A 15,112-nucleotide genomic window follows, 5' to 3' on the forward strand; every position below is an offset into this window, starting at 1 on the left:
TTATCACCCTACTCATGCCATAAAACGCGGTCGCGGATATACTCGCCCAGCATGGGCACGGTAAACCGCACAAGGCCGTATCCGGCGGCCTCGATGACGCGCTCGCGAATCAGGCTTGCGCGATATTTACTCGCCCAGCTCTGGGTACGGTCGCAGCGCTCAATGATATCCGCCGTGCGTGTCGGCTTGTCCTCGTCAACCGCCATAGCCTCGATAAAGAGGCGCTGAGGGCTGCGCAGACCGTAATACAGAGGTGCGTCAACCGCTTCGTAGAACTCGGAGACGGCATCCGCATGGCCATTCTCGACATCGCGCCTTTCGATGACCTGCGAGCCACGCCGGACAGCAGACCGCCACATGTAATAGCCCACCAGCTGAACCATATAGGGATGCCCCATGCTCTTGCGCGCCGCAAGGTCCGCCGTCTCCGCGTCAACGTAAAGACCAGCGTCTTTGACCGTCTGGATATACGAATCGCGCACTTTGGGCAAAGATATTGCCCCCAACGTACGCTGCTGGGCACGCCGCAAAAACGTCACGCTCGGCTCTTCGAGCAGATCGTCAACCATACTGGGCAAGCCGGCGAACGCCAGCGCAAGACCGCGCTGGTCGCTATCGGGCAAGCCCGTGGCATCCTGGTCTCCGAGCACCTGCTGATAGAGGACGGCAAGAGCCGCCAGTTCCTCGATAGACACCGATTGTGCCTCGTCAATCGCAAACAAGACGCCCTTGCCCGGACCGAGCTTCTTGAGACGCTCGTTGACCAGCCCTCGCAATGTCTCGCCTTTTGCCCGCGCCGCCTCGACCGACATCCGGCCAAACGACGGCCCAAACTCCATTGACGTCACAACGGGTTTATTCGAGCGAAGCGCGTCGGCCAAGCGGTCGCACAAACCAAGCGAAGCGGAATCGGAGACAACCGCCCATCCGCGCTCGCTGGCTAGACGTTGCAGCTCCCGCAGGAGAACCGTTTTGCCACAGCCGCGGTTTCCCGTAATGAGCATGAGCCTGCCCGGCGCTCCGGCGCCGTTGTCGAGCCCTTCCTCAAAATCTTCGATGACCGACTCGCGACCGATGAGTATCGGAGGCCGCTTACCAGCTGTGGGCTTAAAGGGATTTGGATTCATATCGGCCTCCTCGGATTGGCAAACCCTGGTAACAGTTATATCAACTTATACTGAGTTATACCAATAGCATGTGACAAAGGGGCTGTCCCTTTGTCACATGTGGCCGAAAAACTCGGCGTCTGCTGCTCGCCAGGGACGGAAGGTGGCGGGATCGATCTTTACGTGCGCTGCGGCGGGCACGTCATACCATTTGACCGTGTAGCCGGCGCCGTGAGAGCAAAAGACCGAGTCGGGCGTGTTGGGCAGATCGGCCTCGGGCTCATAGGCGGCCGTCTCGATTACGCGCTCGGCATCATGGCAAGCCGCATAACCGGCGAACTCCAGGTACAGATGACCGCGCCCGCTCGTGTAGGCAGCCACCTCCAGCGCGTAATCCTGCACCTCGGATGCCGGCACGCGACCCACAAGCTTCGCTCGGTCTCCCGCCATCGTCGGCGGCTCGTACTCGGCACCCATGCGTGTGGCATCTGACAACGCCCGGCCCACGCACTCCCCCGGCACCTCGAGCTCAAAGTGGTACCACGGCTCCAGCAACACGTCTGCGCCGACCTCGCGCGCCTGCATCAAACCCTGGCGAATCGCGCGATACGTGGCCTGGCGAAAATCGCCGCCCTCGGTGTGTTTGGTATGCGCGCGGCCGCCCGTGAGCGTAATGCGCACATCGGTGATGGGCGAGCCCGTCAGCACGCCCAGGTGGTCGCGCTCCATAGCGTTGGTGAGTGCCAAACGCTGCCAGTTAAGATCGAGCTCGTCGGTCGAGGTCACGGTGCCAAACTGCACACCCGAACCCGCCGGCAACGGCTCCAGGCGCAGATGCACCTCGGCATAGTGACGCAGCGGCTCAAAGTGGCCCACGCCCTCGACCGGCCGCGAAATAGTCTCCTTATAGAGAATGCCGCCGGGCTCAAACGCAACCGAAAGGCCAAAGCGATCGGCCAACACCCGCTGCACGACCTCGAGTTGCACGGCGCCCATCAACTGCAAACGGATCTGCTCAAGATGCGTATTCCAGCTTACGCCGAGCATGGGATCTTCGTCCGCCAACTCACTCAGCGCTTTAAACACCGCATGAACGTCGTGTTCGCCCGGCAGCACCGTATAGGTGAGGACCGGAGCGATGACGGGCGCATCGCCCGCGGGCTCCGTGCCCAGGGCGTCCCCTGGGCGAACGTGCGCAAGACCCGTCACGGCGCAAATACCGCCAGCAGCAACTTCTTGGGCAAGCTCATACTTCTCGCCGTTATAGATGCGCACCTGATCGACCTTCTGTTCCCACGCCTCGGCACTGGAATGCCCGCTGATCATCTGTTTTGCGCGCAGCGTGCCGCCGGTCACTTTAACCCAAGCCAAGCGCTCGCCACGATCCCCGCGGCTGACACGATAGACGCGCGCGGCAAACTCCGGGAGCCACGCCTGCTCACGCATCAGCGCGCATATACCATCCAGTAGCTCGTCAACGCCTTGGTCCTTGAGCGCCGAGCCGGCAAAGCAGGGAAAGAGCTTGCGCTCGGCAACCATGCGCGACAGCGTTGCGACAGAAAGCTCACCCGCTTCAAGAAACTCCTCGAGCGCCGCTTCGTCCAACGCAGCAGCGTCCTCCTGAACGGCGCCGCCCGCCAGCAGCTCGTTGGCATCCAGGCAGCCCTCGGAAAGACGCTGCTCGAGTTGTGCCAGCAAAACATCGCGGCCGGGATTCTCCAAATCGATCTTGTTGATGAAGATGAACGTCGGGATGTCATAGCGTGCAAGCAGGCGCCACAGGGTTTCGGTGTGCCCCTGCACGCCATCGTTGGCGCCCACCACCAGAATCGCGTAGTCCAGGGCACGCAGTGTGCGCTCCGCCTCGGCAGAAAAATCGACATGGCCGGGAGCATCCACGAGCATGACGTGGGTATCGCCGTGGTCGAGCACGGCCTGCGACGAGAAAATCGTGATGCCGCGCTCGCGCTCGATCGTGTTAGTGTCCAGATGCGAATCGCCATCGTCCACGCGGCCACGCTTGCGAATGCGGCCCGCGTTGAACAGCATGGCCTCGGCCAACGTGGTCTTGCCGGCATCGACATGCGCCAAGATTCCAACGACCGCTTGCTTCGACATGGCTCTCCTCTTATTGCAAGCCCATCGCACGCGGCAACGGGCGTTCACGCTCCACACTGGATGATACAATTTACGGGCCGGTGGGCGAAGCGGGCCCTATCCCCCGACCGAGCTCATCGCCCCGCGTTGCCGCGCGGCGATTTTCGTAGGTTCGCGCCTTGCGAAAGCCGGCACCTCCCCTTTTTGTCTGCCCGGGTTCATCTGGGGCGGTAACAATGCGAGTCCCACAACGACGCGTTTTACCAAAAATGGCCCCACTCGGGGCCATTTTTTATTTGAGCTGGGTGATGATACGTGCCTTGGCTCCTACGCCTCGCGCAGCCAATCAAACGCGACACGCGCCGTGCCGTCGGACACATAGACGATACCGACACGCTCGAACCCCGCCTTGGCGATGGCGCCCTGCATGGGCAAGTTGTCCTCGTGCGTGTCAATACGCAGATGGTCGGCGCATTCCTTGGCAAAGGCAAACATCGCCGCCGCGATACCGTGCACGGTGCCGTCGGATGCCACGCGATGCAGCACGGCATACGGAGTGTCGCTGCGCCATTGACCGTCCTCAATCACGTCATAGCACTCGTCCGGACCCGGTAAAAAGGCAAACGTCGCCACCACGCGGCCGTCGACTTCGCACACGTAACTGCCACCAGCGGCAATATCGGCAGCCAGCTGCTCGGCCGAAGGCGTGCCCTCGGGCCACTGCGTGGCGTTGCCATGCGCGCGCATAAAGGCGCGGGCCGCGTCATAGATAGCCATGACGGCGGGAATGTCGGTATCGAGGGTTTTTCTGATCATCACGCGGCGACCTCACGTTTATTGGTATCACTTTGATTGAGCAATGATACCAACGTTTGGAGAGGAGCGCGAAGCAGATGGGGAGCAAAAAGCGAGCCGCCTGGTCAAAAGCCAAAAGCGAGTTTTTGGGCGCTGCCACCGGCGGCGATATGAGCGACCTGTTTGCACGCGAGGACGAGCGCCGCGACGCCCTGGACGCCGAGCGCGACGAGGCTTGGCGCTATAAGTCGTGCGAGCGCAAAAACCGTTACGACACACGCGCCGAAGCCGAGGCCGTTATGGCCGACTGCGAAAACCGCGGACGGCGTGGTTTGGCCTGCTACAAATGCGAATACTGCGGCGGCTGGCACCTGACGTCGCACCCTTGGAAATAGACCCCGCATCGGCACGGCGCTGGCGAAGCGCCAGCCATCGTGCACAAGCTACGGGCGCGGCGGCACCAAAACATCGTAACGAACGGCCTTGCCCGCAAGCTGATAGCTCGGCTTAACGCCGGCAAGCAGCGGCCCCTTCACCGGTCGCTTGATAACGACCTTGCGCGGGTGCACCGCAAGCGCAGCTTCGACCAGCGTCTCCTCGTCGGCGCACGGCTGCTCCAGATGGTGCAAGAGCTGAAACTTCTTTTTCACCGCCGCGCTCTTGGTGCGCTCGGGAAACATGGGGTCCAGATACACCACGTCGGGAGCCGCGAGCTCACCTTGCTTGATCAGCTCGGCCGTATGGCGAAGACCGGCAATGCTGTCCTCGCCCGCATGTAAGCGCATGCGCGCCACAGCAGCCGCAAGCGCCGGATCATCTGCCGCGCGATCCAAGGCGTCCTTGAGGAGTGCCGCGATTACGCAATCCTGTTCATACAGATCGACGGTAAAGCCCGCGGCCGCCAGCAGCAGCGAATCCTCACCAAAGCCCGCCGTGGCATCAATCGCCCATGGGCGCTCGATGCCTTTTGTGCGCGCAACCTTTACCAGCAGCTCTTGCTGCAGGCGGCCCTGCTTGAGTCGTGGCAGCATGCGGCCAAAATCGGCGCGCAGTTCCATCGTGCCGTCGGTGAGCGTGAGGCCCTCGGACTTCCCGGTCAGCTCAAGCCCCGCGGCCCGAGCAACAGAAAAGGGATCGACGACGCCCATGGACACTCCTTAGCAAACAAAACGAATACGTGAGCGCCACCTCAGTTGGCACCCAACCGTCCGTTATTGTCCCACATGCGACATGGTCCACAGCATCCCAATGCAAAGCACCGCCATCAATCCCGTGCACACGGCAGCGATCACAGAATCACCCATGCGCCTTCCCAACGACCGCGGTTCACGCACTTGCTCTGGTCCGTACATCATGGCTCCTCCTTAGACTCACTTCTTATCACGGCCTCATCATCGCAGCGCCGCACATGAGCTGCCATCGATTTGACTTACAGCTGGCTTTCCTTTTTGAAAGATTGCCCTGCACAGGCGAGAAGCGCTTTCTAACACACACGCCGTCACGTTGAACTACAATGTGCTTCACGATATGTGCAGCATATGGGACGCGCCAGACTGGCAGCGCCCGAATCGAAAGGACTACCTATGAGCGCCGCGCGCAAGACACTCAAAATCCTTGCCCTCATCTATTTTGTTTTGGGCATCGCCAGCCTCGTCATCGGTATCACCGGCATCGCAACCGGCAAATTTGAATCCGTCTACGGATCGAACGCCATGCTCGCCGCGGTCGTGCTTGTCGCCAAGGGCGTTATCGACCTTGCCGCAGGTGTTGCGGGCATCAAGGGCGCCAACAAGCCTTCGCAGGTGGATGGCGCGTTTAAGCTCGGCATCGTTGCCGCAATCGCCACGATTGCGCAGGCTGTGCTCACCCTTCCCGCGCTCGGCGGCAGCGCCGTCAATATTGGAGCCTTTGTCATCGTGGTCTACGACCTGTTCTTTGTTCAGCAGGCACACGCCGTCAAGGCCGAGAACAAGGACCGCCTGTAAGCGCTCACTTCTCATAGCCTCTGCAGCCAAGTAACTAAAAGGGCCGATCGCGCATATCCGCGGTCGGCCCTTTACGTTTGCCCAGATAACACCTGCCAAAATAAACCTGTCCCTTTTTGGCAGGTTGTTAGCTGTGACGGTACTCGGCGATGATGAAGTCGATGTCGGTTTGAAGGGTGTCCAGGTTTGCCAGGCGCTCTTTATCGGCAGGGCGCGTGCGGTAGTAGTACGGCGTCATTTGGAACACCGCCTCGATGTCAGCCTGGGTCTGGAGCGTAATGTTCGCAAACACCCGCTGCGTTCCGACCAACTCGAGTTCGGTGGTCTTCGGCAGCTTCTCGTCATTGAGATATGGCGTGTCGTAGAGCACCTCTTTGAGGCCAAACAGATGCCGAGCACCCGGCACCACGGTATAGAGCGAGCCCTCTGGCGCCAGCACGCGGGCAAATTCGCGCTCGTTAAAGGGGGCAAAGAGCTCGGTCACCATATCGAAGGCGCCATCGGCCACGGGGATAGCCTTCATGTTGGCCACGAAGTAGGTCGCATCGCCGCGCTTGGCGGCCAGGCGCACCATCTCTTTGCCCAGGTCGAAACCGTAAGCATCTACGCCCGGCACCGCACCCATGGCGCTGGTGTAGTAGCCCTCGCCACAGCAAATATCGAGCAGCGTCATGGGGCAGTTCGTAGACGCGGCACGTCCAGACACCCGCTCGCGCACCAGCTCGACCATCGCATCGCGCAACGGCGCGTAGTATCCACGGTTCAGAAAGTCACGACGGCTGCGCGCCTGCGACTTGGGATCACCCATGGAGTCGCCGCTCTTGGACGAGCGCAGCAGATAGAGATAGCCCTCGCGCGCACGGTCAAATCGGTGTCCGCCCGCGCATGCAGCACCGCGCTCGTCGTCCACCAACGGTTCATGGCAAACGGGACACAACAACATGGCAACTCCTTAGCGCGAACAACACAACGCCCACCATTGTCGCACGCCTTCCCCACCTAGTCATAGAAGAGACAAGGAGTGTCCCCAGCTGCCGGCAGAAAAGGAACGTCCCTAAGTGCCGGCTGGCTGCATTAGGAGTATCATCGTCTGCGCAAATAAGCACGAAAGAGCATATTAGAGATTGAGAGCGTATGGCAGACACCGCATCTAAGCACATTGACATGACTACCGGCTCGCTGTGGCGCAATATTCCCCTGTTCGCCTTTCCCGTCGCCGCCACGAGCATCCTTGAGCAGCTGTCGAACCTCATCGCCACGGTCATCATCGGTAACTTCTCGGGCGACCAGGGAACCCTCGCCATGGCGGCGGTCGGCTCCAATGTTCCGCTTACCAGTCTTATGATCAACCTGTTTATTGGGCTGTCGCTTGGCTCCAACGTGGTCATCGCCAACGCCATCGGCCGCAACGATCAGAACATGGTCAAGCGCGCCGTCCATACCTCGATTATGATGGCACTCGTGGGCTTTGTCGTCATCGCACTGGGCGAGATCTTTGCCGAGCCCATGCTCGCCGCGCTCAACGTCCCTGACGAAACCATGCCGCTCGCTTCGCTCTACCTGCGCGTCTTTTTGCTCAGCATGCCCTCGATCTTGCTCTACAACTTTGAGGCCGCAATCTTCCGCTCCGTCGGCATCACCCGCATGCCGCTGCAGGCGCTTGCCGTGTCCACCGTCCTCAACATTGGCCTGGACCTCATCTTTGTCCCCGTGCTCCACTGGGGCGTCGCGGGTGTCGCCATCGCCACCGCCATCGCCTATACCGTCAGCGCAGTCACGCTCTTTATCCGTCTGCTCAAGACCGATTCCGTCGTCCGCGTCACCCTGCGCGATCTGGCTATCGACCCCGTCGCCCTCAAGCGCATCGTTAAGATCGGCCTGCCCGCCGGCATCCAAAGCGCCGTCTTTGCCGTCGCTAACATCATCATCCAGTCCGCCATCAACAGCTTGGGCACCGAGGTCATGGCGGCATCCAGCGCTGCCATGAGCCTGGAGTATGTGTGCTACAACCTGCTCAACAGCTTTAGCCAGGCTTGCACCACCTTTGTGGGACAAAACCACGGTGCCCGCCAGATCGACCGCTGCACCAAAACGCTCAAGGTCTGCCTGGTCGAAGGCGGTATCGTCGCACTCACCACCATCGTCATCATCGTCGGTCTGGGGCGCGAGATCCTGGCGCTCTTTAACAGCGATCCCAACATCGTCTCGATCGGCTATATCCGTGTGTGCTCGATCTTCCCGGCATACGCCTTTAGCATGTTCTACGAGAATATGTCCGGCTACCTGCGCGGCTTTGGCATCTCGCTCATGCCCGCCCTCATCACCATGATCTGTGTCTGCGGCATCCGCTTCTACTGGGTATTCTGCGTGTTCCCGCACTTCCGCACCTTTGCGAACATCATGATGGTCTACCCCATCAGCCTGGGCACCACAGCGTTCTTTATGGTCGTGGCGGTATTGCTCTGCCATCCGGCACGCACCTACCGTCTGGCGCAAGCCAAAGCGACAGCCCGCTAATCACCACACTCAACGCCACGCCAGTCATTAATTGACAATATGCGAGCTCATATAGTCGATAAAGCGCCTCGTGGCGATAGGCATGGTGTCCCAGCTGCGCCAAGCCGCCACGACGTCGCGCGAGGGAGCGTGCACGATGGGGCGCACACAAATATCGGCCCGCATGCCCTCGACGGTACGGCGGTAGAGCATGCTCACACCGAGGCCCTCCTCCACCATCGCCATAATGGTGTAGTCATCGGTGACCTCACTCGTCACATGCGGCGATAGCCCGTGCGCGGCAAACGCATCGAGCACCAGACTCTGTTCGCCCTCATCCAGCAGCACAAACGGTTCGGACGCCAGGTCGGCAAGCGTCACCTTTTCCTTTGCCGCCAGTGGATGGACGGCTGGCAACAGCGCCACCAGCTCGTCGTGATAGACCACGCGTTTCTCGAGCCCCTCGGTAAATCCACGCGCCGTAAAGCAAAAGTCAACCACGCCATCGTGCACCCACTGGGCGTTGCGCGTGTAATCGCCCTGCTTGAGGGTAAAGCGCACGCCCGGATGCAGGGCCCCAAAGTCGCGGATCACGCGCGGCAACACAGTACGACTCACGTTGGTAAACGTCGCAATGCGAATGTCGGTCGACGAAAGCCCCAGCAACTCCTGGCGCTTGCCCTCAAGCTCGGCCTCGGCAGTTACGATTTGGCGCAGATACGGCAGATACTGTTTGCCGTCGCGCGTAAGCGAGACGCCCTGCTTGCCACGCTCGATAATCGTGGTGCCCAGCTCGCGCTCGAGCGCCTTGACGGCCTGGCTCACCGCGCTTTGCGTATAGCCCAGCTCATCGGCTGCACCCTTAAGACTGCCGCGATCGACCACCATACAAACAATCTGATACCGCGATGCCATCGTGCCTCCACATCAATGCAGCCGTAAAACGTTTTGCCAGCGCTTTTTCTAGCAACATTAGTATTTCTTAATCATACTGAAGATACATTTGCTTTACTACATCCACATCTGGGAGCAGAATCCTTTTTGCGAAACCGTTCTGTAACAAAAGGAGTCCCATGGATCGCAAAAAAGCAATCGCGCTCTCATTTTCCGTTCCCGTCGCATGGGGCTTTTCGTACCCCCTCATGAAGATCGGCATGGATAGCATGAACGCCACGAGCATCGTTGCGCTGCGCTGCATCATCGCCTTTGTGGCCTGTCTGCTGCTCTTCCACAAGCACGCGCTGCGTATCAACCGTGACGTGATGGTTCGCTCCGCCATCATCGGCGCCATCATGGCAACCGAGCTCACCTGTATGTGCCTGGGTTCCAGCCTCACCTCCGCCTCAACCGCCGGCTTTTTGCAGAGCCTGACGGTCGTAATCGTGCCGTTTGCCAACGCCGCCCTGCTGCGCCGCGCCCCCGAGCGCAAAGTTCTCGTCGGCACCGCCATCGTCACCTGTGGCATGCTGCTGCTCTCGGGCGCCGACTTCACCAGCCTGAACCCGGGCGCGCTCATCATGTTGCTCTCGGCCTTTGTCTATGCCGGCCACATCATTGTGGCGAAGCGCTTTGTCGAAGATGTCGACCCGCTGGCTCTGGGCGTTTGGCAGCTGGGCTTTGGCGGCCTGTTCTCGGGCATTGCCGCATTCGTCTTTGGCGGTTTCACGCTTCCCGGCACGCCGGGCGAGGTCGTAGTCGTCGTTGCCCTCGCACTCATCTGCTCTGCCTATGGCTTTATCACCCAGACGCTCGTGCAGCCCCACGTGCCCGCCGAGACCACCGGCTTCGCTTTCTCACTCGAACCGGTCTGCTCTGCCGTCTTCTCGTTCTTCCTGGTCGGCGAGGTCCTGAGCCCCATCGCCTTCTTTGGCGCCGCCCTCATCCTCACCGGCGTCATGGTGGCAACCGTCGAGCTTCCGCGCCTCCGTGAACATGGACAGGCCCGTATGGCAGGAGCGCCCGAGCGCGTCTCGTAGTCCCCACTCCTTATGCAGCCGCGGCATAAAGGTTTCCGGTGTGCCTTTACAATAGATGCCAACAGAGCATCTGCCATAAAGGAGCCCCATGGACACCGCGACCCGCAACCGCAACATAGCAACTTGGTTGGGCGATGCGCCGCAGCCGGTACGTGACACTACGAACCAGCTGCTCGAGCGCATCGCCCTTTTGCGTGCCGAGCAAACCATCTACCCGGCACAAGACGACATCCTCAATGCCCTCGTCTACACGCCGGCAGACCAAGCCAAAGTTGTCATCTTGGGTCAAGACCCCTATCACGGACCCAACCAGGCCATGGGGCTTTCGTTCTCGGTCCCCGCGACGCAAACCAAGCTGCCGCCGAGCCTGCGCAACATCTATAAGGAGCTCAATGCCGACCTGGGCTGCCCCGTTCCCGCCACGGGAGATCTAACGCCATGGGCACAGCAGGGCGTATTGCTCCTCAACACTACGCTCACCGTGCGCGAGCATGCCGCGAACTCGCACGCCAAGCTGGGCTGGAGCGCGCTCACCGACTACGTTATCGAACGCTGCTGTCAGCTGCCCCAGCCGGTAGTCTTTTTGGCATGGGGCCGCTTTGCCCAGCAGATGGTTGAGGGCAAGCTCGCCGCGACCGGCGCGGGCAAGGCAAGCGGCAAGTTCTGTCTGGCCTCCACGCACCCCTCGCCACTTTCGGCCAACCGTGCCACGGCAGAACTCCCCGCTTTTATGGGGTCGCGCCCCTTCTCGGCAGCCAATCGGCTACTCGAACAGCACGGCTCGACCCCCGTCAACTGGACTTGCCTCGGCTAAAAATCGATACATCAAAAACGCGCCCGACGGCTTTCCATCGGGCGCGTTTCCTATTCGGGCCAAATAAATTGTGTACGGCCGGCCTCGCCGCCATCGATCAGCAGGCTCTGCCCGGTCATAAACCGGTTGGTCACGCCCACAAAGTAGATCCACTCGGCGATCTCTTGGGCGGTGGCCCAGCGCTTAAGCGGCGTGAGCTCCATAATCTGGTTCCACAGGCGCTCGTCTTCCATCACGCAACGGTTGAGCGGCGTGATAACGCCGCCCGGGTCCACACTGTTGGCGATGGCCTGCGGCGCCAGGCGGTTTGCAAGGTTTTTGGTGTAGGCGATAACGCCGCCCTTGCTGGCAGCATAGACAGGAAACTCCGATCCCGTATGTCCGCTCGCCGACCCCACATTGACCACGGATTTGATAGCCGGCGCCGGCTTGGCGGCAAGCCCCTCCCCCACAAAGGCGTAGCGCTCAGTCACGTTGATGGTGCCACGCAGGTTGGCGGCAATGTCGTCGGCCGAATCCTGCGTACCGGCAACGTTCACGATTACCTGGGGTTCAAGGTCAACTGGAAACGAGTCCGGCTCGCGGACATCAACGATCAGATGGCGGTAGCGCTCGTGTTCGATCGCCGCCGGCAGCAGATCAAAGCCCACGACCTCGTGGCCCTCGTCCAAAAAGCGCTGCACGCACGCGGCTCCGATACCGCCCGAAGCGCCCGTGATCAAAACCCGCATGCTTGCTCCTTAGGCGGTTGCGTGACGCTCGAGGTACTCGGCACCCACATTCTCGCGCTCCCAGCCGCGCACGACCTTGTAGCCCACGGGGCTCAGGAAGACCTCGCACAGCAGCTCGGCAACAGCGCCGGTCAGCGAGCACATAAGAACCTGCACCCAGGTCCAACCAAAGAACGTGTGGCTCACCACAATGGCAAAGACCAGGTTGTCGACAAACTGGCCAACACCCGTGGACACATAGGAGCGGAAGGCGAAGCTCGCAAAGTTATTCTTTTTGAGCATACGGCCGAGCGACTGGTTGAGCGTGGAGTTAACCACGGCAGAAACGAGCATTGCCAGCGAAGAGCCCAGCACCACGTACCAGGTGCCGCCAATGGTGGCGTTAAGGGCGCTGTTGACCTCGATCATGCCCGTGTCGTAGTAGGCGCCCCACATGCCGGGCGTGAGCGAGCATGCCCAAAAGCACAGGCTCACGGCCAGGTTGACCAGCAGCGCGAGGATAGAGATTTTGATGGATGCCTTGGCGCCAAAGCGCTTGCAGATCATGTCCTGGCACAAAAACGAAACCCAGCTCACCACAAAGCCGCAATCGAGTGCCAGATACGGCAGGCTGATGAGCTCTTTGTTGGCCAGTAGGTTCATCATGATGACGCTCACGAAAAACAGCGAAACCGTTGCCGCGGGAATGCTCCGCAACAGGACCTTGTAGTCCTCCATGACCTTCTTGATCATTATGTACTCCTTTGGTTTTAGGTTTAACGAGCAGGATATCGGACCCGAACTGCTCGGACGCCCCGGTCTTGAGACGACGGTGGGTATGATAGCCGCTCATACGGCATCAGGCAAGTAAACGGCGCGGCAGCCCCGCAGGGCCACCGCGCCGATGCGCTAAAAGGCCACGTTGCCAAACTCCGACAGGATAAGGTCGGGGTTGTGGTCAGTTGCCCAATCCACGTTCCACGGGCTCGTGAACAGCAGCAGCTTACCGCCGCGCATGTCCTCGACGCGCAGGGTGTCGCGCGTGAGCGAAAGAGCCGGAATGTCAATGGTATCAGGGTCGTTCTGGATCCAGCGAATGTCCGTATAGGGCAGCGGCTGGCGACGAACCTCAACACGGTACTCGGCCTTAAGGCGGCGCTCGAGCACCTCAAACTGCAGTACGCCGACCACGCCCACGATGACGCTCTCCATGCCGGCACCCAGCTCGCGGAAGATCTGGATGGCGCCCTCCTGGGCAAGCTCCTCCATGCCCTTCACAAACTGCTTGCGCTTGAGCGTATCGACCTGCGTAATGCGGGCGAACATCTCGGGGGCAAACGTCGGGATCTGCGGATACTGCACATGGCGCTTGCCAGAGCACACGGTGTCACCGATGCTAAAGATACCCGGATCGAACAGGCCCACGATATCGCCCGCGTATGCCTCGTCCACGATGGCGCGGTCATCGGCCATCATCGACGTGCCCGTGGCAAGCTTGAGTTTACGGTTGCCCTGCACGTGGAAGGCGTCCATGCCACGCTCGAACTTGCCCGAGCAAATGCGCACAAAGGCGATGCGGTCTCGGTGGTTCTTGTCCATATTGGCCTGGATCTTAAACACAAAGCCGCTAAAGTCGTCGCGGCAGGGATCGACCGGCTCGCTGGTGAGTGTATCGATATAGGCGCGCGGCGTCGGGGCCAGGCGCAGGAACTCCTTGAGGAAGGGCTCCACACCAAAGTTGGTGAGCGCCGAGCCAAAGAACGCCGGGCTCAGCTTGCCGCAGGCCACAGCATCCAAGTCGAGCTCGTCGCCGGCGCCATCGAGCAGCTCGATGTCGTCCATCAGGTTCTTGTGGTTCTCCTCGCCGATGAGCTCGTCCATGGAAGGATCGCCCAGCTCGGCCTCGACCTCGGCGACCTTCTTGGTGGCGTTGGCATGACCGTCGCCCTCAAAGGCAATGACGCGACGAGTCTGACGGTCGAACACGCCACGGAAGTTGCGACCACTGCCGATCGGCCAGTTCATGGGATACGTATTGATACCCAGGACGTTCTCGATCTCTTCCATGAGCTCAAACGGATCGCGAGCCTCGTGGTCGAGCTTATTCACAAAGGTGAAGATGGGAATGTGGCGCAGCGTACAGACCTTAAAGAGCTTTTTGGTCTGGGCCTCGACGCCCTTAGCGCCGTCGATGACCATGACTGCGGCGTCGGCGGCCATAAGGGTACGGTAGGTATCCTCCGAGAAGTCCTGGTGGCCGGGGGTATCGAGGATGTTGACGCAGGCGCCATTATAGGTGAACTGCAGCACCGAGGAGGTAACGGAAATGCCGCGCTCCTTCTCGATGTCCATCCAGTCCGAGACGGCGTGCTTGGCCGAGCTCTTGCCCTTGACCGAACCGGCAGTCTGGATGCTGCCGGTATAGAGCAGCAGCTTCTCGGTAAGCGTGGTCTTACCGGCGTCCGGGTGGCTGATGATCGCGAATGTGCGGCGCGACGAGATTTCATCCGACAGGCTTGCCATGCGGATCCTTTCTTGCATTGAGTGCATTACGTCGATGTAACCGCACTATTGTAGCCGCGAAATCCCGCTCTAGGGCGCCTATCAGGACAAATTCATCAGTTGGGGCCTGGGTAGCCGGCCCAATCCGAATTTGTCTCTTGCGTAACTGTACATAGTGTATATATACTGTGCTTACCGGTTATATACACGTGTAGCCCAACAGCTAAGGAGCCGCTGTGGACATCATCCTATCCAATTCGAGCGACAAGCCCATCTACGAGCAAATAGCCTCGCAAGTCAAAGCTCAGATCCTTTCGGGCGCGCTCGCTGCGGGAGCCAAACTCCCCAGCATCCGTGCACTCGCGAGCGATCTTGGCGTGAGTGTCATCACCACCAAGCGCGCCTACGCCGACCTGGAGCAACTCGGCTTTATCTGCACCGTGCAGGGCAAGGGCTGTTTTGTCGCCGAGGGCAACCAAGAACTCTTGCGCGAAAACCAGCTCTGCCATATCGAAGAGCTGCTTGCGAAAGCGGCGAGCCAAGCCGAAGCCTTGGGCGTCACGCGCGACAAGCTGCACGAGATGCTCGACCTCGTAGCCCCCGAAACCATGCAGTAGCCATCTGCAAGAAA

At 60.3% G+C, this 15,112-nt stretch carries 15 protein-coding genes; 6 read left to right on the plus strand and 9 right to left on the minus strand.

The annotated features are described in order from the left end of the window. Positions 1 to 8 precede the first annotated feature (8 nt). From DXA43_RS00140 to DXA43_RS00150, 3 genes are all read right to left on the minus strand, one after another. Complete coding sequence (locus DXA43_RS00140; protein WP_089572898.1) at positions 9 to 1,127, minus strand: AAA family ATPase; 1,119 nt, start codon at positions 1,125 to 1,127, stop codon at positions 9 to 11. 93 nt (positions 1,128 to 1,220) lie between these two features. Continuing rightward, positions 1,221 to 3,224: a translation factor GTPase family protein gene (locus DXA43_RS00145; protein WP_117805915.1), complete on the minus strand. Its 2,004-nt coding sequence runs from the start codon at positions 3,222 to 3,224 to the stop codon at positions 1,221 to 1,223. A gap of 306 nt (positions 3,225 to 3,530) precedes the next feature. Next, positions 3,531 to 4,019 carry a GNAT family N-acetyltransferase gene (locus DXA43_RS00150; RefSeq protein ID WP_117582849.1) on the minus strand — a complete coding sequence of 163 codons (489 nt, stop codon included), beginning with the start codon at positions 4,017 to 4,019 and terminating at the stop codon, positions 3,531 to 3,533. 77 nt (positions 4,020 to 4,096) lie between these two features. Here DXA43_RS00150 and DXA43_RS00155 point away from each other — a divergent pair, with 77 nt between their 5' ends. Beyond that, entirely contained in the window at positions 4,097 to 4,393 is a 297-nt protein-coding gene (locus tag DXA43_RS00155) for a hypothetical protein (RefSeq protein ID WP_055310006.1), read from the plus strand. A gap of 48 nt (positions 4,394 to 4,441) precedes the next feature. On the opposite strand, the gene DXA43_RS00160 is transcribed toward DXA43_RS00155, so the two are convergent. After that, positions 4,442 to 5,146, minus strand: coding sequence for a class I SAM-dependent methyltransferase (locus DXA43_RS00160; protein ID WP_117805916.1), 705 nt, complete (start codon positions 5,144 to 5,146; stop codon positions 4,442 to 4,444). Positions 5,147 to 5,581: 435 nt separating this feature from the next. Between DXA43_RS00160 and DXA43_RS00165 the strand changes: the two genes are divergently transcribed. Then, positions 5,582 to 5,983, plus strand: coding sequence for a hypothetical protein (locus DXA43_RS00165; protein ID WP_117805917.1), 402 nt, complete (start codon positions 5,582 to 5,584; stop codon positions 5,981 to 5,983). A gap of 127 nt (positions 5,984 to 6,110) precedes the next feature. Here DXA43_RS00165 and DXA43_RS00170 read toward each other — a convergent pair whose 3' ends face one another. Beyond that, the gene (locus tag DXA43_RS00170) at positions 6,111 to 6,926 is read right to left on the minus strand and encodes a putative RNA methyltransferase (RefSeq protein ID WP_117790777.1); all 816 of its coding nucleotides are present in this window, start codon (positions 6,924 to 6,926) and stop codon (positions 6,111 to 6,113) included. Positions 6,927 to 7,117: 191 nt separating this feature from the next. Here DXA43_RS00170 and DXA43_RS00175 point away from each other — a divergent pair, with 191 nt between their 5' ends. Beyond that, positions 7,118 to 8,500: an MATE family efflux transporter gene (locus DXA43_RS00175; RefSeq protein WP_117805918.1), complete on the plus strand. Its 1,383-nt coding sequence runs from the start codon at positions 7,118 to 7,120 to the stop codon at positions 8,498 to 8,500. Positions 8,501 to 8,527: 27 nt separating this feature from the next. Here the strand turns inward: DXA43_RS00175 and DXA43_RS00180 are convergent, their stop codons facing one another. Then, entirely contained in the window at positions 8,528 to 9,394 is an 867-nt protein-coding gene (locus DXA43_RS00180) for a LysR family transcriptional regulator (RefSeq protein WP_117805919.1), read from the minus strand. A gap of 158 nt (positions 9,395 to 9,552) precedes the next feature. Between DXA43_RS00180 and DXA43_RS00185 the strand changes: the two genes are divergently transcribed. Continuing rightward, positions 9,553 to 10,455 (plus strand): DMT family transporter, encoded by a 903-nt coding sequence (locus DXA43_RS00185; protein WP_117758266.1) that lies wholly within the window; start codon positions 9,553 to 9,555, stop codon positions 10,453 to 10,455. A gap of 88 nt (positions 10,456 to 10,543) precedes the next feature. Next, complete coding sequence (locus DXA43_RS00190) at positions 10,544 to 11,269, plus strand: uracil-DNA glycosylase (protein ID WP_117758267.1); 726 nt, start codon at positions 10,544 to 10,546, stop codon at positions 11,267 to 11,269. A gap of 50 nt (positions 11,270 to 11,319) precedes the next feature. Here the strand turns inward: DXA43_RS00190 and DXA43_RS00195 are convergent, their stop codons facing one another. The 3 genes from DXA43_RS00195 to DXA43_RS00205 all read right to left on the minus strand — a co-directional run bounded on the left by DXA43_RS00195 (position 11,320) and on the right by DXA43_RS00205 (position 14,502). Next, positions 11,320 to 12,000, minus strand: a complete 681-nt coding sequence (locus tag DXA43_RS00195; RefSeq protein ID WP_117805920.1) for an SDR family NAD(P)-dependent oxidoreductase — start codon at positions 11,998 to 12,000, stop codon at positions 11,320 to 11,322. 9 nt (positions 12,001 to 12,009) lie between these two features. Beyond that, positions 12,010 to 12,732 (minus strand): VUT family protein, encoded by a 723-nt coding sequence (locus DXA43_RS00200; RefSeq protein ID WP_233539975.1) that lies wholly within the window; start codon positions 12,730 to 12,732, stop codon positions 12,010 to 12,012. Positions 12,733 to 12,888: 156 nt separating this feature from the next. Beyond that, the gene (locus DXA43_RS00205; RefSeq protein WP_117805921.1) at positions 12,889 to 14,502 is read right to left on the minus strand and encodes a peptide chain release factor 3; all 1,614 of its coding nucleotides are present in this window, start codon (positions 14,500 to 14,502) and stop codon (positions 12,889 to 12,891) included. Between the two features lie 215 nt (positions 14,503 to 14,717). Here DXA43_RS00205 and DXA43_RS00210 point away from each other — a divergent pair, with 215 nt between their 5' ends. Further along, positions 14,718 to 15,098 (plus strand): GntR family transcriptional regulator, encoded by a 381-nt coding sequence (locus DXA43_RS00210; RefSeq protein ID WP_117640582.1) that lies wholly within the window; start codon positions 14,718 to 14,720, stop codon positions 15,096 to 15,098. Positions 15,099 to 15,112: the final 14 nt, after the last annotated feature.

The organism is Collinsella sp. OF02-10, assembly GCF_003463445.1.
Lineage (GTDB): Bacteria > Actinomycetota > Coriobacteriia > Coriobacteriales > Coriobacteriaceae > Collinsella.